Annotated in this window: 23 protein-coding genes; 10 read left to right on the top strand and 13 right to left on the bottom strand. The window is 56.8% G+C overall.

Annotated elements, in window-relative coordinates:
• Positions 1-2 precede the first annotated feature (2 nt).
• Positions 3-908, bottom strand: a complete 906-nt coding sequence (locus ACFIO0_RS01960; RefSeq protein WP_390913082.1) for an EamA family transporter — start codon at positions 906-908, stop codon at positions 3-5.
• A 109-nt stretch (positions 909-1,017) separates the two neighbouring features.
• Here ACFIO0_RS01960 and ACFIO0_RS01955 point away from each other — a divergent pair, with 109 nt between their 5' ends.
• A complete protein-coding gene (locus tag ACFIO0_RS01955; protein ID WP_390913080.1) occupies positions 1,018-2,646 on the top strand; it encodes an AMP-binding protein in 1,629 nt (542 codons plus the stop codon).
• Positions 2,647-2,738: 92 nt separating this feature from the next.
• Positions 2,739-3,752 (top strand): hypothetical protein, encoded by a 1,014-nt coding sequence (locus ACFIO0_RS01950; RefSeq protein ID WP_390913078.1) that lies wholly within the window; start codon positions 2,739-2,741, stop codon positions 3,750-3,752.
• A 55-nt stretch (positions 3,753-3,807) separates the two neighbouring features.
• Here the strand turns inward: ACFIO0_RS01950 and ACFIO0_RS01945 are convergent, their stop codons facing one another.
• The 6 genes from ACFIO0_RS01945 to ACFIO0_RS01920 form a co-directional block, all read right to left on the bottom strand.
• Positions 3,808-5,181, bottom strand: coding sequence for an SPOR domain-containing protein (locus ACFIO0_RS01945; RefSeq protein WP_390913076.1), 1,374 nt, complete (start codon positions 5,179-5,181; stop codon positions 3,808-3,810).
• A gap of 81 nt (positions 5,182-5,262) precedes the next feature.
• On the bottom strand, positions 5,263-5,895 hold the full coding sequence (gene upp, locus ACFIO0_RS01940) for a uracil phosphoribosyltransferase (RefSeq protein WP_390913074.1): 633 nt from the start codon (positions 5,893-5,895) through the stop codon (positions 5,263-5,265).
• Positions 5,896-5,961: 66 nt separating this feature from the next.
• A complete protein-coding gene (locus ACFIO0_RS01935) occupies positions 5,962-7,152 on the bottom strand; it encodes a phosphopentomutase (protein WP_390913072.1) in 1,191 nt (396 codons plus the stop codon).
• Positions 7,152-8,456 (bottom strand): thymidine phosphorylase, encoded by a 1,305-nt coding sequence (locus ACFIO0_RS01930; RefSeq protein ID WP_390915272.1) that lies wholly within the window; start codon positions 8,454-8,456, stop codon positions 7,152-7,154. The genes ACFIO0_RS01935 and ACFIO0_RS01930 overlap by 1 nt, the downstream gene beginning before the upstream one ends.
• 5 nt (positions 8,457-8,461) lie before the next feature.
• Positions 8,462-8,860, bottom strand: coding sequence for a cytidine deaminase (locus ACFIO0_RS01925; protein WP_390913070.1), 399 nt, complete (start codon positions 8,858-8,860; stop codon positions 8,462-8,464).
• A gap of 26 nt (positions 8,861-8,886) precedes the next feature.
• Positions 8,887-9,975 (bottom strand): cupin domain-containing protein, encoded by a 1,089-nt coding sequence (locus ACFIO0_RS01920; RefSeq protein ID WP_390913068.1) that lies wholly within the window; start codon positions 9,973-9,975, stop codon positions 8,887-8,889.
• Positions 9,976-10,208: 233 nt separating this feature from the next.
• Here ACFIO0_RS01920 and ACFIO0_RS01915 point away from each other — a divergent pair, with 233 nt between their 5' ends.
• Together ACFIO0_RS01915 and ACFIO0_RS01910 are read left to right on the top strand one after the other, a co-directional pair.
• Entirely contained in the window at positions 10,209-12,482 is a 2,274-nt protein-coding gene (locus tag ACFIO0_RS01915) for a phosphate acyltransferase (RefSeq protein ID WP_390913066.1), read from the top strand.
• Between the two features lie 140 nt (positions 12,483-12,622).
• The gene (locus tag ACFIO0_RS01910) at positions 12,623-14,512 is read left to right on the top strand and encodes an AMP-binding protein (protein WP_390913064.1); all 1,890 of its coding nucleotides are present in this window, start codon (positions 12,623-12,625) and stop codon (positions 14,510-14,512) included.
• Here ACFIO0_RS01910 and ACFIO0_RS01905 read toward each other — a convergent pair whose 3' ends face one another.
• Entirely contained in the window at positions 14,513-15,790 is a 1,278-nt protein-coding gene (locus ACFIO0_RS01905; protein ID WP_390913062.1) for an Hsp70 family protein, read from the bottom strand.
• A gap of 151 nt (positions 15,791-15,941) precedes the next feature.
• Here ACFIO0_RS01905 and ACFIO0_RS01900 point away from each other — a divergent pair, with 151 nt between their 5' ends.
• Genes ACFIO0_RS01900 through ACFIO0_RS01890 form a run of 3 tightly spaced genes read left to right on the top strand, consistent with a single transcriptional unit; the run spans position 15,942 to position 17,505 of the window.
• Positions 15,942-16,391, top strand: coding sequence for a hypothetical protein (locus tag ACFIO0_RS01900; RefSeq protein WP_390913060.1), 450 nt, complete (start codon positions 15,942-15,944; stop codon positions 16,389-16,391).
• A complete protein-coding gene (locus ACFIO0_RS01895) occupies positions 16,388-16,948 on the top strand; it encodes a hypothetical protein (protein WP_390913058.1) in 561 nt (186 codons plus the stop codon). The genes ACFIO0_RS01900 and ACFIO0_RS01895 overlap by 4 nt, the downstream gene beginning before the upstream one ends.
• A complete protein-coding gene (locus ACFIO0_RS01890) occupies positions 16,945-17,505 on the top strand; it encodes an SCO family protein (RefSeq protein ID WP_390913056.1) in 561 nt (186 codons plus the stop codon). Before ACFIO0_RS01895 ends, ACFIO0_RS01890 begins: the two co-directional genes overlap by 4 nt.
• On the opposite strand, the gene ACFIO0_RS01885 is transcribed toward ACFIO0_RS01890, so the two are convergent.
• Positions 17,498-18,259 carry an NAD kinase gene (locus tag ACFIO0_RS01885; protein ID WP_390913055.1) on the bottom strand — a complete coding sequence of 254 codons (762 nt, stop codon included), beginning with the start codon at positions 18,257-18,259 and terminating at the stop codon, positions 17,498-17,500. The two genes, ACFIO0_RS01890 and ACFIO0_RS01885, sit on opposite strands and share 8 nt — an antisense overlap.
• A 171-nt stretch (positions 18,260-18,430) precedes the next feature.
• Between ACFIO0_RS01885 and glyA the strand changes: the two genes are divergently transcribed.
• Entirely contained in the window at positions 18,431-19,714 is a 1,284-nt protein-coding gene (glyA, locus tag ACFIO0_RS01880; RefSeq protein ID WP_390913054.1) for a serine hydroxymethyltransferase, read from the top strand.
• Between the two features lie 55 nt (positions 19,715-19,769).
• Here glyA and ACFIO0_RS01875 read toward each other — a convergent pair whose 3' ends face one another.
• The 4 genes from ACFIO0_RS01875 to ACFIO0_RS01860 all read right to left on the bottom strand — a co-directional run bounded on the left by ACFIO0_RS01875 (position 19,770) and on the right by ACFIO0_RS01860 (position 21,882).
• The gene (locus tag ACFIO0_RS01875) at positions 19,770-20,051 is read right to left on the bottom strand and encodes a YiaA/YiaB family inner membrane protein (RefSeq protein ID WP_390913053.1); all 282 of its coding nucleotides are present in this window, start codon (positions 20,049-20,051) and stop codon (positions 19,770-19,772) included.
• A 43-nt stretch (positions 20,052-20,094) separates the two neighbouring features.
• A complete protein-coding gene (locus tag ACFIO0_RS01870) occupies positions 20,095-20,769 on the bottom strand; it encodes a PspA/IM30 family protein (RefSeq protein ID WP_390913051.1) in 675 nt (224 codons plus the stop codon).
• An 86-nt stretch (positions 20,770-20,855) separates the two neighbouring features.
• A complete protein-coding gene (locus tag ACFIO0_RS01865) occupies positions 20,856-21,449 on the bottom strand; it encodes a WHG domain-containing protein (RefSeq protein WP_390915271.1) in 594 nt (197 codons plus the stop codon).
• A gap of 58 nt (positions 21,450-21,507) precedes the next feature.
• The gene (locus tag ACFIO0_RS01860) at positions 21,508-21,882 is read right to left on the bottom strand and encodes a hypothetical protein (RefSeq protein WP_390913049.1); all 375 of its coding nucleotides are present in this window, start codon (positions 21,880-21,882) and stop codon (positions 21,508-21,510) included.
• A gap of 75 nt (positions 21,883-21,957) precedes the next feature.
• On the opposite strand from ACFIO0_RS01860, the gene ACFIO0_RS01855 reads away from it, so the two are divergent.
• Positions 21,958-22,725, top strand: coding sequence for an alpha/beta fold hydrolase (locus ACFIO0_RS01855; protein WP_390913048.1), 768 nt, complete (start codon positions 21,958-21,960; stop codon positions 22,723-22,725).
• A gap of 135 nt (positions 22,726-22,860) precedes the next feature.
• A complete protein-coding gene (gene carB / locus ACFIO0_RS01850) occupies positions 22,861-26,193 on the top strand; it encodes a carbamoyl-phosphate synthase large subunit (RefSeq protein ID WP_390913046.1) in 3,333 nt (1,110 codons plus the stop codon).
• Positions 26,194-26,213 lie beyond the last annotated feature (20 nt).

The following is a 26,213-nucleotide window of genomic DNA, read 5'->3' as shown; positions in this document are numbered from 1 at the left end:
ACTTATTTTGATCGCACTGCGATGATCCCGCCTGCGACGATGATCAACGCAATTCCTGCGATCATCATTGGCGTGATGATTTGGCCCATCAACAACCAGCCAAAGAATGGGCCAAAAATCATGATGGAGTATTCAAGGACCGACACTTGGCTTGCGTCGCCCCATTGGTAGGCGCGGATCAACAAGAACACGCCCATGACCGACACAAACGCCTGAAGCGCGATGTAGGGAAAGATTGACGGGATCGGCCAAACCCAGCCACGCAACAGGAAACCGGCGGCACCATCCGGAACTTCGGGTTGCCAGATCGCCAATGTGATCAGGGCGATGACGCCAATGATCGCTTGCGAGATCATGATGCCTGCCAACATAGACAGTGTGCTTTCCTCGGCGCACAGTACCCGCGTGACCAGCGAGCCCATCGCATAGAAAAATCCGCCCGCCACGGGCATGACCATGATCCAGCCCGGCGCGCCGTCTTGAACGCCCAGCACCAGCAAGATGCCGGTAAATCCGATCGCCACCGCAATGATGCGCCATGGTCCGATCTTTTGTTTCAACACCAGCACCGTCATCAGCAGCACAAAGATCGGTGAGGTGAACAACCCCGCCAACGATTGCGCGATCGGCATAAACGCCAGTGACCCGAAATACAGCAGCATGCCAACAGCCACCAACCCGCTGCGCAAGGCCACGGCCCACCAGCGTTGCGGCTTCATCGTGCCGAGGCCCGCCCAAGACAACACCGCCACAAAGGCCACCGCCATCACCATACGCACGCTCAAAAACTGCCAGACGCTGACTTCGGTGGCGATCGTGGCCACGTAATTGTCGACAAACCCCAGCAAGGCCATAGCCCCCAGCATGCACATCGCAGCAGCCATCGGTCGCGTTTGGAGTAGGGTCATGTCGGGGGATTCTTTTTAATTAGGGGCCGATTAGAAACCGTCCCTATTGCAATATCGGGTTTTCCGCGCAATTCAAGAACTCTAGGTTTTTGCAAATGGGAGTATGCAGATGGGCTGGATGTCAGATGAAGCTGGTTTGGACAAATGTGACGCAAACTATGTGCCGCTGACGCCACTTTCCCACTTGCGCCGCGCACGTGATGTTTTTGCCCAGCGCACTGCCGTGATCTACGGCGATCACCGCGTCAGCTACGGCGAATACTACGACCGCTGCACACAACTCGCCTCGGCTCTGGTGCGCGCTGGCGTTAAATCTGGCGACGTTGTTGCCACACTGATCCCGAACCTGCCCGCCCAAGCCGAGGCGCATTTTGGCGTACCTGCCTGCGGAGCTGTTTTGAACACGATCAACACGCGTTTGGACGTCGATACCGTCGCCTACATCTTTGATCACGGCGAAGCCAAAGTGATCCTTGCGGACACGCAATTCGTTGCGCTTGCCGAAGCGTCGGTCGCAAAAATGGACGAGCCCAAACCGTTGATCATCGAAGTTCCGGACGCAGCGCATGGCTGGCCCGCCACTGGACGCCACACAACCTATGACGACTTTCTAGCCACAGGCGACGCCGGTTTCGAATGGGTTATGCCGGCGGACGAATGGGAAAGCCTCGCGCTGAATTACACGTCTGGCACCACCGGTCGCCCCAAAGGCGTCGTCTATCACCACCGCGGTGCGTACATGATGACGATGGGCACTGTGATCAGCTGGCGCATGGTTTTGCACCCCGTTTTCATGGCAATTGTGCCGCTGTTTCACTGCAATGGCTGGAACCACACGTGGATGATGCCACTGGTTGGCGGCACGCTCGTTTGCTGCCGCGACATCACCGCAGGTGCGATCTATGATGCGATTGCAGACGAAGGCGTCACGCATTTTGGCGGCGCGCCCATCGTGCTGAACATGATCGTGAACGCACCGGACAGCGAACGTCGCGATTTTACCCACCAAGTCGAAGTCTTTACCGCAGGCGCGCCCCCTGCCCCTGCAACTTTGGGCAAAATCGAAGCGCTGGGGTTCAACGTCACCCAAGTGTACGGGCTGACTGAAACCTACGGCCACGTGACCGAATGCATCTGGCGCGGCGATGATTGGGACGAACTGGATCAAGCAGAAAAGGCCGCGATCAAGGCCCGCCAAGGCGTCGCATTTCCGATGATGGAACACATCACAGTCATGGACGATCACATGGTTCAGGTCCCGATGGACAGCACCACCCAAGGCGAAATCGTCATGCGCGGCAACTCGGTGATGAAAGGCTATCTAAAAAATCCTGAGGCCACCGCCAAGGTGTTCAAGGGCGGCTATTTCCATTCCGAAGACCTCGCGATCCAGCACCCTGACGGCTACATCCAGATCGCGGACCGGGCCAAAGACATCATCATCTCAGGCGGTGAAAACATCAGCTCGGTCGAAGTCGAAGGCGTATTGATGGGCCACCCGGACGTGTCACTGGCCGCAGTTGTTGCCAAGCCGGATGAAAAATGGGGCGAAGTGCCGTGCGCCTTTATTGAACTCAAAGACGGGTGCATCGGAGACGAGGCCGCCATGATCGCCTTTGCCCGAAAAACCATTGCCGGTTTCAAAGCGCCCAAGCGCGTGGTGTTCCAGGAGTTGCCAAAAACCTCGACCGGCAAGATCCAGAAATTCGAACTGCGCAAACTGGCGGCCAGCATTTAAAACGACGCTCCACGCCCCCTTTGACGTGTTGTTAACTCCTGTTACAGTTGTGCAAAACCAAGGCAGCACAAAATGTCGGCACGAGCAGAAAAATGACCGCCCTTACCAAATATGACCGGCTCGAAGCGACCGGTCTTTGGCGTCAAACCCCCAGTGACCAGCGCCGCGAGGTGGTTGTGTCCATCGGGGACGCCACACTTGTGATCAGCGATATGAACGACCAAGCAATCACCCATTGGTCGCTGGCCGCAGTCGAGCGGCAAGGCAGTTCAAACCATCCCGCCGTGTTTAACCCTGACGGCGATCCGAGCGAGACACTGGAGCTGCTCGATGCTGAATCCGAAATGATCGACGCCATCGAGACGCTGCGCCGTGCGGTTCTGAAATCACGCCCGCGTCCCGGTCGATTGCGATCCGTGGGCCTGGTTGTTTCGGTCGGCTCAGTGCTGGCCGCCTTGGTGTTGTGGCTGCCGGATGCCTTACAAAATCACACGTTGGGTGTTGTTCCAGACGTCACCCGCGCCAAAATCGGCGATAGCCTTCTGGCCCGCATTGAACGGGTCGCCGGCAAACCGTGCCGCAAGCCCAACGCCGCACCGGCCCTCAAAATGCTCGCACTGCGCACCAGCGCGCCGGACGTCGTGATCTTGCGCAGCGGTGTGCGCGACAGCCTGAGCTTGCCCGGCGGCACGGTTATTCTGAACAAGGCGCTGGTCGAAGACTTTGAGGAACCTGATGTTGCAGCGGGTTACATCCTTGCAGAAATGCAGCGCGCCGCAGACCGCGATCCGCTTGAGGCGCTGCTGGATCATGCCGGTCTGCGCGCCAGCTTTACCTTGCTGACGACCGGGAATTTACCCTCGACCGCTTTGGATGATTACGCAGAGGCCGTGTTGACGCAAGCCCGCCCTGCCGTGGCGGACGAAAGCCTGCTGTCTGCATTCGAGGCCGCAAATATTCGCAGCACGCCCTATGCGCTTGCCGTTGATGTGACCGGTGAATTGACCGTTGGCCTGATTGAGGCTGACCCGATCAAGCCTGAAGACAGCCGCCCGCTGCTGCGCGACGCTGACTGGCTGCGCCTACAAGCGATCTGCGGCGGGTAACGCAAAACGGGCGCGCCACGACAGCACGCCCGTTCAGAATTACGTCAGACCAAACTTAGTTGCGCAGGAATGCGTCCGAATATCCGGCACGGCGTACAGCACTTAGCTGCTGGGCTGCGTCACGTCCAAACGGACCAACCAAGACCATGCGATAGGTTTGCGCACCGCGCGTGTATTTACCGATCCGCACCGGCAACCCCATGCGCTGCAACTTTTTGGCGACAGTTTGCGCGTTGGATTGTGACCCGTAGGTACCAACCTGGATGACTTGCGCAGCTGTTGCTTTGGGCGTTGCGCGGACTGCCGCTTTGGGTGCGGGTTTAGGCACCGAACGGCTGGACAACGTAGGCTGGCGCACAGTGGTGTTGGTGCGTGCTGAATTTCGCTGAATGCGTTTCAGAACTTGGCCATCACGGCGCACAATCGACACAACCCCCAGATCGCGGGTCTGGGTCGCCACATCTAGATACGGGTAAACCAACGGCACAGTTGCCGTCACATCACGCCCGCTGGATTGATTTATCAAGCGCCGTGGCACGGTGCTGGTCCAGATCAGTTTGGTGGCTGCCTGGCCAGCCAGCGATTGCTCGGCCCGGTTCGGGTTCAAACGGTCATCGTCCCAAACTCTGCGGTAGCCTTTTGGCACGGGCAGGTTTTGCGTGTTTTGGCGTTGTATCAAAACATGTTTTGGCACGACACGGGTTGCCCCGTTAATCTGGTTGCCTTGCGCATTGCCGTTATAGGTCTGGGCCGATGCCACACGACGCGCGGTTTGCTGTACCGGTACAGCGCGACGACCTGTCGAGATCGCTTGGGTCTGCGGGCCGCAGCGTACATTTTTACCTGTCAAGTAAAGCTGACTAACCGCAGACGCACCGGCGCAAGCAGTTTGGCGGCGCACAGTCGGGGTCGTTGTTTTGCGCACCACTGGTTTCGGCTGAACCACTTGCGCGGCTGGCGCGATCTGGACTGGCTTTGCAACGACAACCTTGGCAGGCACTTTGCGCACGGGTGTGCGGCGAATGATTGGTTTGCGCACAACTGCTGGTTTGGCCGCCGCAACAGCAACTGGCTTGCGCACTTTTGGTTTGGCCGCAGCAGTTGCCTTGGGCGTCGGATCGATCGTGATTTGAACCGGCGCTTTGGCCGCAGGGGCCGGAGCGGCTGTGGCCGTACGTGTCGTCAAAGATGGTTGCTGATTACAAATCTGATTGCGCGACCGTGTGACACGCGGCACCCACGTGATGTTGCCGCTGATTCCCGCGCGGACAAACACGCAGCCACGGCTATCGACATACTGCGTGCTTTTGTAGCTGGCAGGTGGAAATTCAGCCGGTTGGCTCGCATTTCGCAGGCTTTGCGCATGAAGTGCCGCAACACCCGTCGATGCGGCAATAACAGCCAAAGCGATAACTCTAGTAATTTTCATCTACGCCCCCACAAGATACAGGGGTGACAATGACGCAGGACGCCCGCGGAGTCTAGAACACAGACACAATTTTGCCTTATTTTACTTGGTCCCGAACATCCGGTCGCCCGCATCGCCCAAACCCGGTACGATGTAGCCGACTTCGTTCAGCTTTTCATCAACCGAAGCGGTCACGATCGGCACATCGGGATGCGCCTCTTTCATGCGCGCGATTCCCTCAGGGGCAGCTAGCAAGCACAAGAACCGGATGTTGGTGGCCCCCGCCTCTTTTAGACGGTCAATCGCGGCGACCGAACTGTTGCCTGTGGCAAGCATCGGATCCACGGCAATGACCAGACGATCTTCGATGCTTTCCGGGACCTTAAAGTAGTATTCAACCGGTTTTAGCGTTTCTTCGTCACGGTAAAGCCCCACAAAACCAACCCGCGCAGACGGGATCAGTTCAAGCACCCCGTCCAGCAGACCGTTGCCCGCGCGCAAAATCGAAATCAACGCCAGCTTTTTGCCGTCTAACGTCGGTGCATCCATTTCCTGCATCGGCGTTTCGATACGTTTGGTGGTCATGGGCAACCCGCGCGTGACCTCATAGGCCAGCAGTTGCGAAATCTCACGCAATAACTGGCGAAAGACCGCTGTTGGCGTGTCCTTGTCCCGCATGATGGTCAGTTTGTGTTGCACCAACGGGTGATCAACGACGTTCAAATGCTCGGACATAGTGCGACTCCTTGTTTGCCCCTTTGTGCCAAGAGGCACGCGGACACACAACGACGAACCGCGCTTTTATTTGATTTGAGGTGTCACACCCAAATGCGTGGCGATCAATTTTGCCACATCGACAAATCCGATGTGACCCAAATTTTGCAGCGCGCCCCCCGCCACCAAAACTGGCACCCGTTCGCGGGTGTGGTCAGTGCCAGCCCACGTCGGATCGTTGCCGTGATCAGCGGTCAGAGCCATGATGTCGCTTGGGCGCATTTGCGCGATGATTTTGCCGATTTCGGCATCGAACCATTCCAGATGGCGCGCATAACCCGACACATCGCGGCGATGGCCAAACAGACTGTCGAATTCGACAAAATTTGCAAAGGTCAGGCTGCCGTCGACGGCATCAGCAACCAAATCCGACAGATGCCCCATCAAGGTCGCGTCCGCACCTTTGCGCACCTCGTCAAAGCCTTGCATCGTGAAAATATCGCCAATCTTGCCAATGCCATAGACGTGGTGGCCCGCGTTTTGCACCCAATTGCTCAGCACGGGTGCTGGCGGCATGATTGCATAGTCGCGGCGATTGCCGGTCCGTTCAAACGCGCCTTGCGTGCCAACAAACGGACGCGCGATGACGCGGCCCACTTTCATGTCGTGCAACACAGGCGCGACAGCGGCGCAAAGATCCAGCAACCGGTCTAAACCAAACGCATCCTCATGCGCTGCGATCTGAAACACGCTGTCCGCCGAGGTATAACAAATCGGAAATCCGGTTTCCAAATGCTCTGCTCCAAACCGCACCAATATATCGGTGCCCGACCCGTGGCAGTTGCCCAAAATCCCGTCCACACCCGCCGCGTCACAGACAGCCTGCGTAACGTGGTCGGGAAATGCGGGGGTCGCATCTGGAAAATAGTGCCAATCCCAAGGCACCGGCAAACCGGCAAGTTCCCAGTGGCCGGACGGGGTATCTTTGCCCTTTGACACTTCGGTTGCAGCGCCCCAACTACCCTCTAAATCTACCGCTCGATCATTGGCCAGCGCCTCTGCGGCGAAAATTCCCAAGCGAGTCAGGTTCGGGATATTCAATGGCCCGCTGCGACCCTGTTCGGCGCGCCCCGCGGTGCAAGCCTGCGCAATATGGCCCAACGTGTTGGCCCCAACATCAGGCAAATCACCATTGAAATAGGCGTCTGCATCGGGCGCACCGCCGATCCCGACAGAATCCATAACCACCAGAAACGCGCGCGCTTTTGGGTCAGGCATTACCCGATCCTTTCGACAATCAAATCCGGGATCATCGGCACCGAGGGCCCGATTTTGATCGCGCGGCGCAAAGCGGCTTCGGCTTGATCTGCGCGATCGGGGCGCCCTGCGTGGACCACGCCCAATGGTTGCCCCTTGGTGACTTTGGCCCCCAATCGCACCACATCCGAAAACCCGACCGCAGGATTGATCCGGTCCGTTTCGACACGACGCCCGCCGCCCATTGCCACAACCGCCAGCCCCAAGGCCTCGCCATCAATTGCGGTAACGTAGCCCGATTGGGTCGCCGTCACTTCGCGAATGACGGTGGCCTCTGGCAAGAAACGTGACCAGTTTTCGGTGAACTGCACAGGGCCGCCCATCGCCGCAATCATCTTGCCAAACCGCTCAGCCGCGCGGCCATCGCGGATCGCGGCGACGATCGCATTTGCCCCCGCTTGCACGTCATCCGCCAAGCCGCCATTTGCCAGCAGAACACCGCCCAATGCCGCGCAAATGTCGACCAGGGGCCCTTTGGGCGACGAGGTCAGGACGCGCATGACTTCGGCCACTTCCAACGCATTGCCGAGCGATGGTGCCAAGGGTTGGTTCATGTCACTGATGATCGCCGTTGTGCGGCAACCCGCAGCATTTGCGGTTTTGGTCAGCGCCTCGGCCAACGCCTGCGCGGCCTTGAGGTCTTTCATAAACGCGCCGCTGCCGACTTTTACGTCCAGCACCAGACCATCAAGCCCGCCCGCCAATTTCTTGGACAAGATCGAGGCCGTGATCAGATCCATGCTTTCCACTGTCGCGGTCACGTCGCGCACCGCGTAAAGCCGTTTGTCTGCCGGGGCGATGTCACCCGTGGCCCCAACAATCGCGCAACCTGTCGTGCGCACAACTTCGGCAAACCGGTCCGCGCTTAGGTGCGTCGATACGCCAGGGATCGCGTCGAGTTTATCAAGCGTTCCGCCCGTGTGACCCAAACCGCGTCCCGAAATCATTGGCACAAACGCACCGCAGGCCGCCAACGCAGGTGCCAAAATCAAGCTGACGCAATCGCCAACACCGCCCGTTGAATGTTTGTCCAGAACCGGCCCCGCCAAGTCCCATTTCAGCACCGTGCCGCTGTCGCGCATTGCCATGGTCAACGCAACACGGCCCACATCGCCCAACCCGTTCAGGCACACAGCCATGGCAAAGGCACCGGCCTGCGCATCGCTGACGGTGTGGTCAGCCAGCCCTTGCGCAAACCATGCCAATTCTTCACGACCCGGCGTTTGGCGCTGGCGCAGTTTTGCAATGATGGCTTGGGCGGTGATCTCACTCATTCTGGGGTATCTTCCATATGTCCGGCACCAAAGGCCCCCGGCAACAACGCATCCATGCGCATCGTGCTTTCTAGTCCACTGATCGTCGCCATGTGCACAAGCACGTCGCCGTCGGCAAATTCCGCAAGCTTCTGACGACACCCGCCGCACGGCGTGATCAGTTTTGATCCACCAGCCGCCACGTAGACTTCGCTCAGGCGGGTTTCACCTGCGGCGATCATTGCGGCAATGGCCCCCGCTTCGGCGCAGGTTCCCTCGGGGTAGGCTGCATTTTCGACATTGCAGCCGACGTAGACAGCGCCTGATTCTGCGCGAATAGCGGCCCCGACGTGGAATTTCGAATAAGGCGCATAAGCGTTGTCACGCACCGCAAACGCCGCTTTTTTTAATGACATACTCGCCCCCAAATACTGCGCAGGCGCTAGGCCCCGATCACCGTTTTAAACGCTGCGGGCAGTGACACCTCGAGCAGTTCCAAATCTGGCGAAGGGTCAGCATAGCGCGTCTTCATGTCGGGTGGAATAACAAACGCGTCGCCGGGCTCAAGGGGATAAGGATCGCGCCCTTCCCCCTCTAGCGTCATGGTGCCGTCCATCACAAAAGTGAACAGAATATCCGTGGTGTGTTTGGTCCAATCGGGGGCACCGGCGCCTGCGCGGATAACATGCACGCCCGCCACATCATTGGTGTGCGCGGCAATCGTCGTGTCGCGGCTTTGATAGCCCGGAACCCGAAACGGGGCCCACGTTGCCTGATCAGCCTTGTGGTGTACAAAGCGTTGCCCGCTAAAGTCGCGCGATGGGTTCGCCGGCCCGTTTGGCAATTCCATGTCGTGATCAATCGTGGTGACGTGTTCCGCAGGCACGCCAATTTCGATGACCTCGATATTGTCAGAGGCAAACAGCACACGGTGGCGGATTTCGGGGGGTTGGATCACGCAATTGCCGGCGTGCAGGCGGAACGGTTCGCCTTGGTCCTCGTAGACCAGATCGACCCAGCCCCGGTAGCAGAAAATCAGTTGAAACCCGACGGTGTGGTAATGCACCATGTCCGGCACCGGGCCGCCGTCAGGGATACGAATGTGGCTGGCGATGATCGAGCCGCCCAAACGGTCAGGGATCAAATCGCGGTAATGCATGCCTGCGCGGCCAATGACCCAAGGGGCCTGATCCGCAAGGCGTCGCACGACAAACGAATGCGCTGTCTGCGGCATCAACAGCGGCGGATTCAATTCGGTGATGCCGATTTTTGTGCCGCCGGGCGAAGTCAAATCACGTGCGTCATCAGCAAAAGTGTCAGGTGCTGCGCAGCGAATGTTGATCTGCCCCGGTTCGCCCTTTTGCTCGGCATCTAAACGCACGGCCAGGCCATGGCCCGAAAACACCGCGACACAAGGGTCATCCGCAGGATAGATCATTTCCATCCGCATCCCCAAAATCTTGGTGAAAAACCCGATGTCGCCGCGCAAATCCATGCTCGGCAAACACACTTCTGCGCGTATATCTGTCATAAACTTGAACCTGATAGGCTCGTGGGACAATAGCAACCCATCAAGGGGCATCTTTTGGGCAAAAACACCGACGCACGGCTAACCTTGTTACGTGGCATTTTACCTGGCATTTTTGTGGCTTGCTCACGGCGATGCAAAATTCCGTGAAACCAAGCCAGTAAAATAAAGGTTATTGGCCAAAATGAAAAAATAGTTTAACGCTAAACTAAATCTGAAATCAGCCGGAGTATACGATGTCCGATACACCAAATTTGCGCCAAGCCGCGCTCGATTATCACGAATTTCCGCGCCCTGGTAAACTGGAGATTCGCGCAACCAAACCTCTGGCGAACGGACGTGATCTGGCGCGCGCTTATTCACCGGGTGTTGCAGAGGCTTGTCTCGAAATCCAAAAGGACCCAACGACGGCCGCACGCTACACGTCGCGCGCCAATCTGGTTGCGGTCGTGAGCAATGGCACGGCCGTTCTGGGGCTGGGAAACATCGGGGCGTTGGCGTCAAAGCCGGTGATGGAGGGCAAGGCCGTCCTGTTCAAGAAGTTCGCCTCGATCGATTGTTTTGACATTGAAGTCGATGAAACGGACCCGGAAAAACTGGCCGACATCGTCTGCGCGCTGGAACCGTCTTTTGGCGCGATCAACCTTGAAGACATCAAAGCGCCCGACTGTTTTATTGTTGAAAAAATCTGCCGCGAGCGCATGGGCATTCCGGTGTTTCACGATGACCAGCACGGCACGGCGATTGTTGTGGGCGCTGCGGCCACAAACGCGTTGCACGTTGCGGGTAAGAAATTCGAAGACATCAAGATCGTCTCGACCGGTGGCGGAGCTGCGGGCATTGCCTGCCTCAACATGCTACTTAAAATGGGCGTGAAACGCGAAAACGTTTGGCTCTGCGACATTCACGGGCTGGTTTACGAGGGCCGCGAGGTCGACATGAACCCTGCAAAATCTGCCTTTGCCCAAAGCTCGGACAAGCGCACGTTAGATGATGTGATCGACGGTGCCGACATGTTCCTTGGGCTGTCTGGTCCCGGTGTTTTGACCCAAGATCACGTCAAACGCATGACCAAACAACCCATCGTGTTTGCCCTTGCCAATCCGACGCCCGAAATTCTGCCTGACCTCGTGCGCGAGGTGGCCCCCGATGCGATCATCGCCACAGGTCGCAGCGATTTTCCCAACCAAGTCAACAACGTACTGTGTTTTCCTTTCATCTTTCGCGGGGCATTGGATGTCGGCGCGACCACCATCAACGACGAAATGCAGCTGGCTTGTATCGACGGCATTGCGGCCCTTGCGCGCGCCACGACCTCGGCCGAAGCCGCCGCAGCGTATCAGGGTGAGCAGATGACATTCGGGGTCGATTATTTGATCCCCAAACCCTTTGATCCGCGTCTTGTTGGCATTGTCAGTTCTGCGGTTGCACGTGCGGCGATGGAAACCGGCGTTGCCACACGACCCATCGAAGACCTTGAAGCGTATAAAACCAAACTCGACGGATCCGTTTTCAAATCAGCCTTGCTGATGCGCCCCGTTTTCGAGGCCGCCCGCACGACCCCACGCCGCATCGTGTTTGCCGAAGGTGAAGACGAACGCGTCTTGCGCGCCGCCCAAGCCATGGTTGAGGAAACCGCCGAGCGCCCGATTTTAATTGGTCGCCCAGACGTCATCGAACAGCGGATCGAACGTGCAGGTTTGACGATCAAGCTGGGCGAACAAGTCGATCTGGTGAACCCGCAAAACGATCCGCGCTACCGCGATTACTGGGAAACCTATCATTCGCTGATGGCCCGCCGCGGCGTTACCCCTGATCTGGCCCGCGCCATTATGCGCACCAATACGACTGCAATTGGCGCGGTGATGGTACACCGAGACGAAGCCGACAGCCTGATCTGCGGCACCTTTGGTGAGTTCCGTTGGCACATGAATTATGCCGCACAAATCCTTGGGCGCGGTGATCTGCATCCTGTGGGCGCGCTGTCGATGATGATCCTAGAAGACGGACCACTGTTCATCGCCGACACGCATGTGCACACAGAACCGACGCCGCAACAGCTTGCTGAAATCGTGATCGGGGCTGCGCGTCACGTTCGCCGCTTTGGTCTAGATCCGCAAATCGCCCTGTGTTCGCATTCGCAATTTGGCAACCAACCGACGGGCACCGGGGCGCAAGCGCGCGCAGCACTCGAAATCCTGGACGCAGGTGGCCACGATTTCACGTATGACGGCGAGATGAACATCGACACGGCCCTTGATCCGGAATTGCGCGCCCGCATCATGCCCGAAGGTCGCCTGAACGGGGCCGCAAATGTGCTGGTCTTTGCCCACGCAGATGCCGCATCAGGGGTGCGCAACATTCTGAAGATGAAGGGCGGCGGGCTAGAGGTTGGTCCGATTTTGATGGGCATGGGCAACAAAGTTCACATCGTATCGCCGTCAATTACCGCGCGCGGCCTGCTGAATATGGGGGCCGTCGCAGGCACGCCGGTGGCCCATTACGGTTAACAGCTGTGCAAAGTTTTCAACGCGCAGTCAGGTCGCGTTGAAAACTCCTTCACTACAATGATCGCACTTTGGCCCTACACCCTTGCCCATAGGGTCCTGTCCTCTTAACACTTCGAACTCAGGTGGAGGAGATTTGAACCATGGGTTATCACGCAGAATACAAGGCGTCTTTACAAGACCCCGAAGCCTATTGGCTCAATGCAGCGCAGGCGATTGACTGGGACGTTGCCCCCAAACGCGCGCTCTATGAGCTGGGGGATGACCTGTACGAATGGTTCGCCGAGGCCAAGGTAAACACCTGCTACAACGCGCTTGACCGACATGTGGCAGCGGGGCGCGGCGATCAGGTGGCCGTCATTCACGACAGCCCAATTACCAATTCGCAAACCAAAATCACCTACGCAGAAATGCAAGCGCGCGTTGCCGCCTTTGCCGGTGGGTTGGTTGCCAAAGGTGTGACCAAAGGCGACCGCGTCATCATCTACATGCCAATGGTGCCCGAAGCCCTCGAAGCCATGCTGGCGTGCGCACGCATCGGTGCCGTGCACTCGGTCGTGTTTGGCGGTTTTGCAGCCAACGAACTGGCCGTGCGCATCGACGATTGCACCCCCAAAGCGATCATCGCGGCGTCCTGCGGGTTAGAACCAAACCGCGTGGTCGAATACAAACCCCTGCTTGATGGTGCTATCGAACTAGCGACGCACAAGCCTGATTTCACTGTGATTTTACAGCGCGAACAACACACCTGCGACATGGGCGCAAACGACGTGGACTGGCATGGTTTCCAAAACGGAACATCTGCCGCGGATTGCGTTTCGGTAGACGGCAACCACCCCGCCTACATCCTCTATACCTCAGGTACGACAGGCGCGCCAAAAGGCGTTGTACGCCACACTGGCGGTCATTTGGTTGCGCTGAACTGGACAATGAAAAACATCTACGACGTCGATCCTGGCGATGTGTTTTGGGCGGCGTCCGATGTGGGCTGGGTCGTTGGCCACAGCTATATCTGCTACGCGCCCCTGATCCACGGCAACACCACAATTGTGTTTGAGGGCAAACCCGTCGGCACGCCAGATGCGGGCACATTCTGGCGGGTGATTTCAGAACATAACGTGCGCAGCTTTTTCACGGCCCCCACCGCCATTCGCGCCGTTAAGCGCGAAGATCCAAAAGGCGAATTCTGCGCCAAATACGACATCAGCTGCTTGCGCGCGCTGTATCTTGCGGGCGAACGGGCCGACCCTGACACGATCGAGTGGGCGCAGAACATCCTGCAAAAGCCGGTCTATGACCACTGGTGGCAGACCGAAACCGGCTACACCATCGCAGGCAACCCAGCAGGGCTCGAGGCACTACCCGTCAAAATCGGATCACCCACCGTGCCGATGCCCGGTTATGACGTGCAGATCTTGGGCGACGACGGACACCCGTTGGAACCAAATACATTGGGCGCAATCGCGATCAAATTGCCCTTGCCACCGGGCACATTGCCGACCCTTTGGAATGCTGGCGACCGGTTTAAGAAAAGCTACCTGACCGCCTTTCCTGGATACTACGAAACCGGCGATGCGGGCATGGTCGACGAAGACGGTTATTTATACATCATGGCGCGCACCGATGACGTGATCAACGTCGCTGGCCACCGCCTGTCCACAGGTGCGATGGAAGAAGTTCTCGCTGCACATCCCGATGTCGCCGAATGCGCAGTCGTCGGCGTGACCGATCAGCTTAAGGGCCAATTGCCGGTCGGATTTGTCTGCCTGACCAACGGCGTGAATCGCCCGCATTCAGAGATCACCGCTGAATGTGTGAAACTAGTGCGCGAGAAAATCGGGCCTGTTGCCGCGTTCAAACTGGCACTGGTGGTTGATCGTTTACCAAAGACGCGCTCGGGTAAAATCCTGCGTGGAACCATGGTGAAAATTGCCGACAGCGAAACGTTCAAACTGCCTGCAACCATCGATGATCCAGCCATCTTGGACGAGATCAAAACCGCACTGCAAACCATTGGCTACGCAGCCGAATAACTAAGGCGCGGTACCGTATTTCAGCGGTGCCGCACTTGCCAAAGCCAGCCCATCAATGACTGCCGTAAACGCGTCGGCATAGGCCAGTTCCGCATTGACGCAAGCCGTTTGCATCGCACTTTGGATTGGGCGTAACAGGCTGGAACCACCAACAAAAATGATCCGCTTAATTTGCTCTGCTGTGCAGTCCGCTTGTTCAAACGTTGCTAGCGCTGCAGCAACGACTTCTTGCACGTGTTCAGCCAAACTGACGGCCAACTGATCGCGACCAAGCGGCGCAAACACGCCTTTTTCAAGGATGCTTAGGTCGATGCGCGCCTCTGCCCCGTCACCGCTATTCGCTTTGATTTTACCAGCCTCAACCGCAAAGGCCACATCATGGCCCAGCTCCATTTCCAGCAAATACGACAGACGTGCTAGCACCGGTGGATCGACAGCCAGACGCTGCATACGCGCCACATCACGCTTTACGTCGTGCCCGTACATGAACGGGATTTGTTCCCACGTGGCGAGTTGCTGAAACATCGAATTGGGCAAAGTTATGGTGCCGCTGCCCATCTCTTTGCGGATCAACGCGCCGCGCCCCAACAAGGGCATTACGTGATCGACGCTAAGCCGTTTGTCAAAATCTGTACCGCCCACACGCACACCGTGGCTGGCAAGGACCTCGACCCCGTCAGTGCCACTACGAAACACCGAAAAATCCGATGTCCCGCCACCAATATCCACGATCAGTGACAGCCCCTCGTCGCCGATAGATTGCGTGGCCAAGGCCGCGGCCTCTGGCTCAAACATAAACCGCACATCCCTGAAACCGGCGCGCAAATAACATTCGACCAAGTCCGATTGCGCCTTGGCATTGCGATCCGCATCACGCGAATGAAACCGCACCGGACGCCCTGACAACGCATAATCAAACGGCTGATGGCAGGCCGCCTCGGCACGGGTTTTTACCACCGACAAAAACTGGCCGATGATGTCATAAAAATCCATCTTTTCGCCCAGAAACGTCCGCTTTTCACCCATCAAAGACGTGCCAAGAACGCTTTTGAGTGCCCGCATGTACCGCCCTTCGTCACCGTTGATCAGCGCGCGGTTGGCCATGTTGCCGATGGTCATTTCAGACCGCCCTACCCCAAAGAAAACCGATGTGGGCAAGGTGGTTTCCCCCGGCTCGGAGGGGATCAAGAACGGCCTACCGCCCACACAAACCCCCGCCGCAGAGTTGGACGTGCCAAAGTCGATACCAAGGGTGTGTGCGTCCCATGTCGATGTCATTTGTCGTCTCCTGAAGGCTGCCGAAAGCCCGCAGTATCCGAGCCGTCCACGCGGTTCAAGACGAAGATGTGATCGAAATTGAACTCATTCCATTTGCCACATCTACGCTTCAAGGGTTAGGCTTGATCCAAGCAGAAACGATAGGACTGAAATGAAACGATTTATTCTGGCTCTTGCCGCCTGTATGATGACGACCCCACTGTGGGCCGCCGAAGGCACGCGCATCCAAGTCAAAGGCGAAATTATCGACACGTGGTGCTATTATTCTGGCGTCATGGGCGGCCCTGATGCGGTTGTGGGGTCCGCCCACCACACCTGCGCATTGTGGTGCAGCGCGGGCGGTATTCCGGTCGGGTTGCTGGCCGAAGACGGTACCGTTTACATGGTTCTGAAGATCGAAGATGACGCGCAATCCAACGGCGGGGCCACAGCCCTACGCATGGCCGCCCACACGATTGAAGCAGACGGCATGCATTACGAACGCGACGGGTTGAATTACCTCGTTGTCAGCAAAGTTGTCTCCGATCTGGATATTCAGAACCTCAACCACGAAGATTACGGCAACGTCCCCCCCTTCTCGATCCCGGGCCCAAACAAATGAAGCATCTCATCGCACTTCTGGCGCTTGCCGCCAGCCCGCTTGCTGCCCAAGATTTTTCTGAAGGATCCGAAGCTAAATCATGGAACCTCTATGCCGAGATCCCAGCAACCTTTGAAGCCAAAGTCGTTGATGTGTTGTGCAATTTGACGGGTAATTGCCCGAACAATTGCGGCGATGGCACCCGTCAACTGGGTTTGATCCGCACCGAAGACAACGTCATGGTTTTACCTTTGAAAAACAACCAGCCTGCATTCACGGGGGCTGCCACCGACCTTGCGCCTTACTGCGGTCAGACCGTGCAAGTTGACGGGCTGTTGATTGAAGACGAGGACCTGAATGCATCGAATATCTATCTCGTACAGCGCATCAAAACCGCCGCTGGTGAGTGGAGCAAAGCCAGCCAAGCCACCAAAGTTTGGGCCAAGCAATTTCCTGAAGCCAAAGGCAAAGGCGCATGGTTTCGCCGTGATCCTCGGATCAAGGAAATCATCGGTCGCGAAGGCTATCTTGGGTTGGGCCTAGACGCTGACGCAGCCTTTATCGAGGAAAACTTTTGATTAAATCACTTGCTGTGTCGCTAGCGCTTTGGGCGGGTGCTGCGACCGCACAAAGTGGCCTGCCCTTTGACTTGGGCGGATCCTATGCGCTGATCAATCAATACGGTGAAACCCGCACCGAAATTGCGCCGGACGGGCGCGCCCAACTGGTGTTTTTCGGCTACGTAAATTGCCCCGACATTTGCACCGCCGCGTTTCCATTGATGGCCGATATCACCACCGCGCTCGAGGCCAAAGGGCACGACATTACACCCGTGATGATCACCATTGCACCAGACCAAGACACCGTCGACACGATGCAGGCCCCGCTGTCCAAATGGCACCCTGATTTCATAGGCTTAACCGGTGCGCCTGCGGCCCTTCACGAGGCATACGAAGCTTTTTCGGTAGACATAAAACCCCTGTTCCAAGATCCAGAATACGGGTGGATTTACGCGCATGGTTCGTTCATTCACCTGCTCGATGAGAACGGCAAAGTCATGACCCTGATCCCACCGATTATCGGGACCGAACAAGCCACTGACATTGCGTTAAAATATCTGGAACCGGCTAGCTGAATTGCTCTGAAATCAGACGCTCTTCTAACCCGTGGCCGGGGTCAAACAGGATACGGTGAACGACGCTGGGTTCGGACCGGATAACCACCGACGTGACGTTCATAACAGAGCGTGAATCCGCCTCGGCCATGACGGGGCGCTTTTCCGGTTCGAGCACATCAAATCGCACAGTCGCGGTCTTGGGCAACAGCGCACCACGCCAGCGACGTGGGCGGAATGCAGCAACTGCCGTCAGCGCCAAAACGTCAGACCCAATCGGTAACACAGGACCGTGGGCTGAGTAGTTGTAGGCGGTCGAGCCTGCAGGCGTGGCAACCAGCGCGCCGTCGCACACCAGTTCTTCCATCCGCAACCTGCCATCGACAGTGATGCGCAATTTCGCCGCCTGCGCGGATGCGCGTAGCAGTGACACTTCGTTGATCGCAAGCGCGTCATGCGTCGTGCCGTCCACACCTGTGGCGCGCATGGTCAGTGGGTTTACTTCTGCCTCTTCTGCTGCTTCCAAACGTTCGACCAACGCGCTTTCGCTATACTCGTTCATCAAGAATCCGATCGTGCCACGGTTCATCCCGTACACAGGCGCCGACAATTCTCGAGTGTCATGCAAGGTCTGCAACATAAAACCATCACCGCCCAACGCGACGATAATATCAGCGCTTTCAAGCGGTGCATTCCCGTACCGCCCGACCAAAGCCGCCCGGGCTGTTTGGGCAACAGGCGCACGGGATGCGGCAAAAGCAATTTTCAGGGGCATGCTGATCTGTTTCCTATCGCGGCCATGTTGTATCCGAAACAAACATATTATTCCTCCCTTGCCCAGCATTGCCGCATATTCTTTGTCCTGCGTCGCTTTAGCCGCTTCCAGATTGGTAGGGTTTCCGATACGAAACCTCAAAATCCTGTCCCTCTCAGCGGAGCACGCGCCATGAGCAACAACGCCTTTTTCACCCAAGACCTCGCAACACGCGATCCAGAAATCTTTGGCTCGATCACAGCCGAATTGGGTCGCCAGCGCGACGAGATCGAATTGATCGCCTCAGAAAACATCGTGTCTGCCGCAGTAATGCAGGCGCAAGGGTCAGTGATGACCAACAAATACGCCGAAGGCTATCCGGGGCGGCGCTATTATGGTGGGTGCCAATACGTCGATGTTGCCGAGAACCTCGCCATTGATCGCGCCAAGCAGTTGTTTGACTGTGGCTTTGCCAACGTGCAGCCGAACTCGGGTTCGCAAGCCAACCAGGGCGTGTTCCAAGCGTTGCTGAAACCGGGCGACACCATTCTTGGCATGTCGCTGGACGCCGGCGGCCACCTGACACACGGTGCGGCCCCGAACCAGTCGGGCAAATGGTTTAACGCTGTGCAATATGGCGTGAAACGCGAGGACAATCTGCTTGATTACGACCAAGTCGAAGCGCTCGCAAAAGAGCACCAACCGAAAATGATCATCGCCGGTGGCTCTGCCATTCCGCGCCAGATTGATTTCAAACGCATGCGCGAAATTGCCGACATGGTTGGCGCATATCTGCACGTCGACATGGCGCATTTTGCCGGTCTGGTCGCGGCTGGCGAACACCCATCGCCGTTCCCGCATGCGCATGTTGCAACGACGACAACGCACAAAACCCTGCGCGGCCCACGGGGCGGCATGATCCTGACGAATGACGAGGCGCTGGCCAAAAAATTCAACTCGGCGATCTTTCCTGGTATCCAGGGCGGCCCGCTGATGCACGTGATTGCAGCCAAGGCCGTGGCGTTTGGCGAAGCCTTGCAGCCAGAGTTCAAAACCTACATCCAACAGGTCGTGAAAAACGCCCAAGCCCTGTCAGATCAGTTGATCAAAGGCGGTCTTGATACTGTCACACACGGCACCGACACCCACGTTGTGCTGGTCGATCTGCGCCCCAAAGGCGTGACAGGCAATATCGTGGACAAGGCCTTGGGCCGCGCGCACATCACGTGCAACAAAAACGGCGTGCCGTTTGACCCAGAAAAACCAACCGTGACTTCCGGTATCCGTTTGGGGTCTCCTGCTGGAACCACACGAGGATTTGGCGAGACCGAGTTCCGCCAGATTGCTGATTGGATCATCGAAGTTGTCGACGGTTTGGCCGCAAACGGCGAAGACGGCAACGGCGCGGTTGAAGACAAGGTAAAGGCAGAAGTTGCGCAACTGTGTGCGCGTTTCCCAATGTACCAAAACCTGTAAGCACTAAAAAGGCGGGCTATCACGGCCCGCCTTACGCTTGCTTTTGTGTCCGAATTTACGCCTTCGGATCGCTCACGAAATCTTCCAGAATTTTTTCGTTCTTGGCGTCTTCGATCCGTTGGATCCGGTCCCCGCTCAGCTTCCAATCAAATCGGTATTTGACCACGTTGATCAGGCTGATCGTCAGCAATACGATGCCCATGCCCCAATAACCTTTGGTCGACAGCGGCACCTCCGTAGACAGCCAAAGCGAAATCGCCAGCAAGACGTAGGCAATCAACACCCCCGCCACGTTAATAAACAAAATCATACCGTTATCTGTGTTTTCGTTGTTCATTTTTATTCTCCGTACTGTAAATTTATGCGCACACGCGGCGCGATTATTTGGTTTTCAAACGGCTCAAGACGTCGCTCGCGGTAGTTTTTGAGCTTGGACCAAAACCCGCAGCGGCCATGCGATCGCCTAGATTTTCATGGCTCAGGCCAGTGTCAATTTCAGCGAGAATTTCGCTTTGTTCCAGCGGATCATCGCGCCCCATCACGCCTTTGATCAGCGCGTCGGCTTCGTCCATTGCGTTGTCTTGGTGCAAGGTACGACCCAATCGCGATTGCATGTCTTGTTCGCGGCGCACGGCCTTGGCGGCAATCGCCCCCTGCTTGAGGTCAATGATGCGCCGGTTGGCGGTTTCAACAGAGGCGCGCAGTCGCAAAATACGCGTCTCAAGACGGCTGGATGTCTCGCGGCGCAGCGCAATTTCGTTTTCCATGTCTGCAATCGCTTGGGCTGCCTCTTGGGCCATGTCGTCGCGTCCGGCGCCCATGGCCTCGGTTGCGCGGGCCAACAAATCGGTCACGCGATTTTCCAACGCTGCAATCTGGCGATCTTCTGACCGAGCGCGCTGGATCAATCCCGCAAGCGTGTATTTCGCCGCACGCAGTCCTTCTTGGGCTTCGCGGATTTTTTGCTCGATCAACTCGATTGAATAGACGTCGCGCAGCTGTTCCGTGGCCCGTGCATTTGCACCTGTTACTAAAGTTCTAAGTGTTGAAAACATCTTACTCTCCATTTTTGAACATCGTTCATGGAATGGATATAGAGACCCAGCTCGGCAATTCAAGAAGAAGCTTGAACATCGTTCAATTATTTTCCGATTTGAGAAAGAACCTGGGCAATCATATGTTCGATCTGCGGGCGTGGCACCCCCGAGATGCGCTTTTCAAGCCCCAGTAAAACAATGCCGTGCACCGACGAAAACAAGGCACGTACCATCAAATCCAGCTCGTCCCGTGGCAAATCAGGGAAAAGCCGCGCCAAAGGGTGGGCGATATGCGTGAACAGTTGGGCAAGCTCGGCCAGATACCACTCTGGCACTTTTGATTCCGACGACATTTCCAGATCAAACAATGCGCGCCACAAATGCGTATTCTCGGCTGCGAACCCCAAATACGCCTTGGACATCGCGATCAGTTGGTCATTTGGCCCCTCGTCATGAGCGTCTTTTACAGCAGCACTGACCGCCTCGCCCAGCTTGTGAAACGTACGCCCGTTCACGGCCATCAACAGATCGTTAATGTCGTCAAACACGTTGTAAATCGCACCCAGCGCACATTCGGCTTTGCGCGCCAGATCACGTGCTTTGACCGTGCTTAGGCCACCCTCGATGATCTGCGCCTCGGCGACATCAATCAGGCGGTCGTGCAATTTAGCTTTGCGTTCTTGAACTTTGCCCATGATTTGCCCTCACGTTTGAACACGGTTCATTCATAGGCGCGCAGCACAGCATTGCAAAGCGTCAAATAGTGCCGGACCACACCAACCAGATCACAAAACAGACCGCAACAATCAGCACGTTCAAGACGTTCAGACCCGTCCATTTCAGCCACCATGACCGTTTGCGCTCTGCGGGATCGATCCCAGCCAGATAGCCTTTGATGTCTTTGAACGCGGCATCGACGGCTTTTTGATCGACCATTCGCATGAGTTTCGGATGGCCGCCCAGTTCTTGTGCTTTGATAATGACGTCCGCCTGCCGCCTGATCCGCCCCGGCAAAAGACGACCCGCACGGCGCACCGCCCCGGCAAAGCTACGCCCCTTAATGCTCAGCTTGCTGTGCATCGCTTTGCGCAACGTTTCTGCCTTGGTGGCAATATCGGCCTCAATATCCATGCGGCTATCTACCCCCAAGTGCCGCATGCTTCAATACATCTGGCGACCCTGCGCGCATTGCGGTAATCACATCTTATGCTGAATTACACTGACATCGGAACCGGCCCTGCCCTGCTGATCGCCCACGGGTTGTTCGGGTCTGCACGCAATTGGGGCGTCATCGCCAAACGGTTGTCCGACACCCGCCGCGTTATCAGCGTTGATATGCGCAATCACGGCGACAGTCCGCGATTTGACAGCAACGGCTATGTCGACATGGCCGGCGATCTGGCTGAAATCATCACCCATTTAGGTGCGCCTATGGACGTACTTGGTCACTCGATGGGTGGAAAGACCGCGATGACACTGGCCGTGACCCAACCCGATCTGGTGCGCAGCCTGATTATCGGCGACATCGCGCCCGTCAACTATGCCCACACGCAAATGCACCTGGTTCAGACGATGCAGGCGATTGATCTCGGCACCATCACTCGCCGCTCGGATGCTATTGCACAGATGGATGTTCTAGGTGTCGATCCTGCTGTGCAGCCGTTTCTGCTCCAATCGCTGGATGTGAAAAACAAGGGCTGGAAGCTAAATTTGGATGTCTTGGGTGCAGAAATGCCCGCAATCATTGGCATTCCTGACCTGAATGGCACGTACAGCGGCCCGACCCTGTTTTTGTCTGGCGCGCAGTCAGACTATGTCTTGCCCGAACACCGTGAACTGATCAAACCCCTGTTCCCGCATGCACGCTTTGCCAAAATCCCGGGCGCAGGCCACTGGTTGCACGCCGACAAGCCACGCGAATTCGAAGCGTCAGCGCGCGTATTTCTGGACGCGGTTCAAGCCAAACTCGCATAATCGAAATGGCCGGTTGAAACGCAGAGCACCAACTTGGGGAAACCCCTTGCAACAGCCGCCCCCATGCCTATAACCCACGATAATTTGTAGCGCGCTAATAACGCGACAATTTGCACATCATCGGGGGTTAAAACCATGCCAAAGAGAACCGACATAAAGTCGATTATGATCATTGGTGCGGGGCCTATTGTGATCGGCCAAGCCTGCGAATTTGACTACTCTGGCGCACAGGCCTGCAAGGCGCTGCGCGAAGAGGGTTACCGGATCATTCTGGTCAACTCGAACCCGGCGACAATCATGACCGACCCCGGCATGGCAGACGCCACCTACATCGAGCCAATCACCCCCGAAGTTGTTGCCAAAATCATCGAAAAAGAACGCCCCGATGCGCTGCTGCCAACGATGGGCGGGCAAACCGGTTTGAACACCTCGCTGGCACTCGAAGAGATGGGTGTGCTGGAAAAATTCAACGTTGAAATGATCGGCGCAAAACGCGAAGCCATTGAAATGGCAGAAGATCGCAAGCTGTTCCGCGAAGCGATGGACCGTCTGGGCATCGAAAACCCCAAGGCGACAATTGTCACAGCCCCCAAAGGCAGCGATGGCAAAAAAGACCTCGCAGCTGGCGTTGCGCTGGCTGTTGAAACGCTCGACTATGTCGGCCTGCCAGCGATCATTCGTCCCGCCTTTACGATGGGTGGAACCGGCGGCGGCATCGCCTACAACCGTGAAGATTACGAGCACTTTTGCCGCACCGGAATGGACGCGTCTCCGGTCGGTCAAATCCTTGTGGACGAGAGCCTGCTAGGGTGGAAAGAATACGAAATGGAGGTGGTGCGCGACACTGCCGATAACGCCATTATCGTCTGCTCGATCGAAAACGTAGACCCGATGGGCGTGCACACCGGTGATTCCATCACCGTCGCCCCGGCGCTGACGTTGACCGACAAGGAATACCAAATCATGCGCAACCACTCGATCGCGGTCTTGCGCGAAATCGGCGTGGAAACCGGCGGATCCAACGTGCAGTGGGCCGTTAACCCTGCTGATGGCCGCATGGTTGTGATCGAAATGAACCCACGCGTCTCGCGTTCTTCGGCGCTGGCGTCCAAAGCCACAGGTTTTCCGATTGCCAAGATCGCCGCGAAACTGGCCGTTGGCTATACGCTGGATGAGCTCGACAACGACATCACAGGCATCACGCCTGCGTCTTTTGAACCAACAATCGACTATGTCGTCACAAAAATTCCAAAATTCGCATTTGAAAAATTCCCTGGATCAGAACCCTATTTGACCACAGCGATGAAATCTGTGGGCGAGGCGATGGCCATTGGCCGCACGATCCACGAATCGCTGCAAAAGGCGCTGGCGTCGATGGAATCCGGCCTGACAGGCTTTGACGACATCGACATCCCCGGCGCACCTGACAAAGCGGCGGTGGTCAAGGCGATCAGCAAAACCACACCCGACCGGATGCGCACCATCGCCCAAGCTATGCGTCATGGGCTGACGGACGACGAAATTTTTGCCGTCACCTCGTTTGATCCTTGGTTCCTCGCCCGTATTCGCGAAATCATCGAGGCTGAGGCCGAAGTTATCGCAGACGGTCTGCCGATGAATGAGTCCGGCTTGCGCGCCCTCAAAATGCTGGGCTTTACCGATGCGCGCCTCGCCACTTTAGCGGAAATGTCTGAATCCGAGGTCCGCAAAGCACGCCAAGCCGTGAACGTTGTCGCCTCGTTCAAGCGGATCGACACCTGTGCTGCCGAATTTGAAGCGCAAACGCCGTATATGTATTCCACATACGAAGCCCCGATGATGGGTGACGTTGAATGCGAAGCGCGGCCGTCTGATCGCAAAAAAGTTGTCATTTTGGGCGGTGGTCCGAACCGGATCGGCCAAGGAATCGAGTTCGATTACTGCTGTTGCCACGCCTGCTACGCGCTGACAGATGCTGGCTATGAAACGATCATGGTGAACTGTAACCCAGAAACCGTTTCGACCGACTACGACACCTCGGACCGTTTGTATTTCGAACCGTTGACGTTCGAACACGTCATGGAAATCCTACGAGTTGAGCTGGAGAACGGCACGCTGCATGGCGTCATCGTTCAGTTTGGCGGGCAAACACCGCTGAAAATTGCCCAAGCCCTGCAAGACGAAGGCATTCCGATCCTTGGCACGACCCCCGACGCCATTGATCTGGCAGAAGACCGTGAGCGTTTTCAAGAGCTTGTGCAAAAGCTGGGCCTGAAACAACCGCACAACGGATTGGCCCATTCGGACGCAGAAGCGATGCAAATTGCGCAAGGGATCGGATTTCCTTTGGTCATTCGCCCCTCTTATGTTTTGGGTGGTCGCGCGATGGAAATCGTGCGCGATCAGGCACAATTAGAGCGCTATATTTCCGAAGCTGTGGTGGTGTCCGGTGACAGCCCTGTGTTGCTCGACAGCTATCTATCCGGCGCGGTTGAATTGGATGTTGATGCGATCTGCGACGGCACAAACGTACACGTTGCCGGCATTATGCAGCACATCGAGGAAGCCGGAGTGCACTCCGGTGACAGCGCCTGCTCGCTGCCACCTTATTCCTTGTCCAAAGAAATCCTCGCGGAAATCGAAAAACAGACCCATGCACTGGCCCACGGGCTGAATGTGGTCGGCTTGATGAACATTCAGTTCGCAATCAAAGACAACGAAATCTACCTGATCGAGGTCAACCCACGCGCCTCACGCACTGTACCGTTCGTCGCCAAAGCAACCGACAGCGCCATTGCGTCGATCGCGGCGCGCGTCATGGCAGGTGAGCCACTGACCAACTTCCCGATGCGCGAACCGTATGATGCTGACGCTGGTTATGACGACGTTTTGCCATTGGGTGATCCGATGACATTGGCGGATCCAAACATGCCGTGGTTTTCGGTGAAGGAAGCAGTACTTCCGTTCGCTCGTTTCCCTGGTGTCGACACAATTCTCGGACCTGAAATGCGTTCAACCGGCGAAGTGATGGGCTGGGATCGCACGTTCCCGCGCGCATTCCTCAAGGCACAAATGGGCGCGGGCAACCCATTGCCGCGGTCCGGTTGTGTCTTTATCTCGATCAAAGACGCTGACAAAACTGCGGACATGCTGGACGGCGCGCGCGTTCTTGTTTCGCTTGGCTTTACCTTTGTGGCAACCAGCGGCACGGCCGCTTGGTTAGTTGCAAATGACGTGCCTTGTGGAACAGTAAACAAAGTCTACGAAGGGCGCCCCGACATCACTGACATGATGAAAGATGAACGCATTCATCTGGTCATGAACACCACCGAAGGGGCTCAAGCCGTCGAAGACTCCAAGTCGATCCGCTCTATCGCGCTATACGACAAAATCCCGTATTTCACGACGGCAGCAGCCAGTTATGCCGCAGCCCTTGCCATCAAAGAACAAGCCGATGGCGACGTCGTCGTCAAATCCCTGCAAGGCTAAACAGACAGAGAAATTGACTG

This window comes from Pseudosulfitobacter sp. SM2401, assembly GCF_042932805.1.
In the GTDB taxonomy this organism is placed as follows: domain Bacteria; phylum Pseudomonadota; class Alphaproteobacteria; order Rhodobacterales; family Rhodobacteraceae; genus Ascidiaceihabitans.
The sequence above is the reverse complement of the archived record's forward strand: the minus strand, read 5'-3'. Positions and strand labels throughout refer to the sequence as shown.

What these genes read in the sequence shown, in the direction of transcription:
- ACFIO0_RS01935 (WP_390913072.1), bottom strand. Translation starts at nt 7,152, where the DNA reads ATGCCTGACCCAAAAGCGCGCGCGTTTCTGGTGGTTATGGATTCTGTC.
- ACFIO0_RS01855 (WP_390913048.1), top strand. Translation starts at nt 21,958, where the DNA reads ATGCTGAATTACACTGACATCGGAACCGGCCCTGCCCTGCTGATCGCC.
- carB (WP_390913046.1), top strand. Translation starts at nt 22,861, where the DNA reads ATGCCAAAGAGAACCGACATAAAGTCGATTATGATCATTGGTGCGGGG.
- upp (WP_390913074.1), bottom strand. Translation starts at nt 5,895, where the DNA reads ATGTCCGAGCATTTGAACGTCGTTGATCACCCGTTGGTGCAACACAAA.
- ACFIO0_RS01950 (WP_390913078.1), top strand. Translation starts at nt 2,739, where the DNA reads ATGACCGCCCTTACCAAATATGACCGGCTCGAAGCGACCGGTCTTTGG.
- ACFIO0_RS01895 (WP_390913058.1), top strand. Translation starts at nt 16,388, where the DNA reads ATGAAGCATCTCATCGCACTTCTGGCGCTTGCCGCCAGCCCGCTTGCT.
- ACFIO0_RS01900 (WP_390913060.1), top strand. Translation starts at nt 15,942, where the DNA reads ATGAAACGATTTATTCTGGCTCTTGCCGCCTGTATGATGACGACCCCA.
- ACFIO0_RS01875 (WP_390913053.1), bottom strand. Translation starts at nt 20,051, where the DNA reads ATGAACAACGAAAACACAGATAACGGTATGATTTTGTTTATTAACGTG.
- ACFIO0_RS01905 (WP_390913062.1), bottom strand. Translation starts at nt 15,790, where the DNA reads ATGACATCGACATGGGACGCACACACCCTTGGTATCGACTTTGGCACG.
- ACFIO0_RS01915 (WP_390913066.1), top strand. Translation starts at nt 10,209, where the DNA reads ATGTCCGATACACCAAATTTGCGCCAAGCCGCGCTCGATTATCACGAA.
- ACFIO0_RS01885 (WP_390913055.1), bottom strand. Translation starts at nt 18,259, where the DNA reads ATGCCCCTGAAAATTGCTTTTGCCGCATCCCGTGCGCCTGTTGCCCAA.
- ACFIO0_RS01925 (WP_390913070.1), bottom strand. Translation starts at nt 8,860, where the DNA reads ATGTCATTAAAAAAAGCGGCGTTTGCGGTGCGTGACAACGCTTATGCG.
- ACFIO0_RS01860 (WP_390913049.1), bottom strand. Translation starts at nt 21,882, where the DNA reads ATGGATATTGAGGCCGATATTGCCACCAAGGCAGAAACGTTGCGCAAA.
- ACFIO0_RS01910 (WP_390913064.1), top strand. Translation starts at nt 12,623, where the DNA reads ATGGGTTATCACGCAGAATACAAGGCGTCTTTACAAGACCCCGAAGCC.
- ACFIO0_RS01870 (WP_390913051.1), bottom strand. Translation starts at nt 20,769, where the DNA reads ATGTTTTCAACACTTAGAACTTTAGTAACAGGTGCAAATGCACGGGCC.
- glyA (WP_390913054.1), top strand. Translation starts at nt 18,431, where the DNA reads ATGAGCAACAACGCCTTTTTCACCCAAGACCTCGCAACACGCGATCCA.
- ACFIO0_RS01955 (WP_390913080.1), top strand. Translation starts at nt 1,018, where the DNA reads ATGGGCTGGATGTCAGATGAAGCTGGTTTGGACAAATGTGACGCAAAC.
- ACFIO0_RS01945 (WP_390913076.1), bottom strand. Translation starts at nt 5,181, where the DNA reads ATGAAAATTACTAGAGTTATCGCTTTGGCTGTTATTGCCGCATCGACG.
- ACFIO0_RS01920 (WP_390913068.1), bottom strand. Translation starts at nt 9,975, where the DNA reads ATGACAGATATACGCGCAGAAGTGTGTTTGCCGAGCATGGATTTGCGC.
- ACFIO0_RS01960 (WP_390913082.1), bottom strand. Translation starts at nt 908, where the DNA reads ATGACCCTACTCCAAACGCGACCGATGGCTGCTGCGATGTGCATGCTG.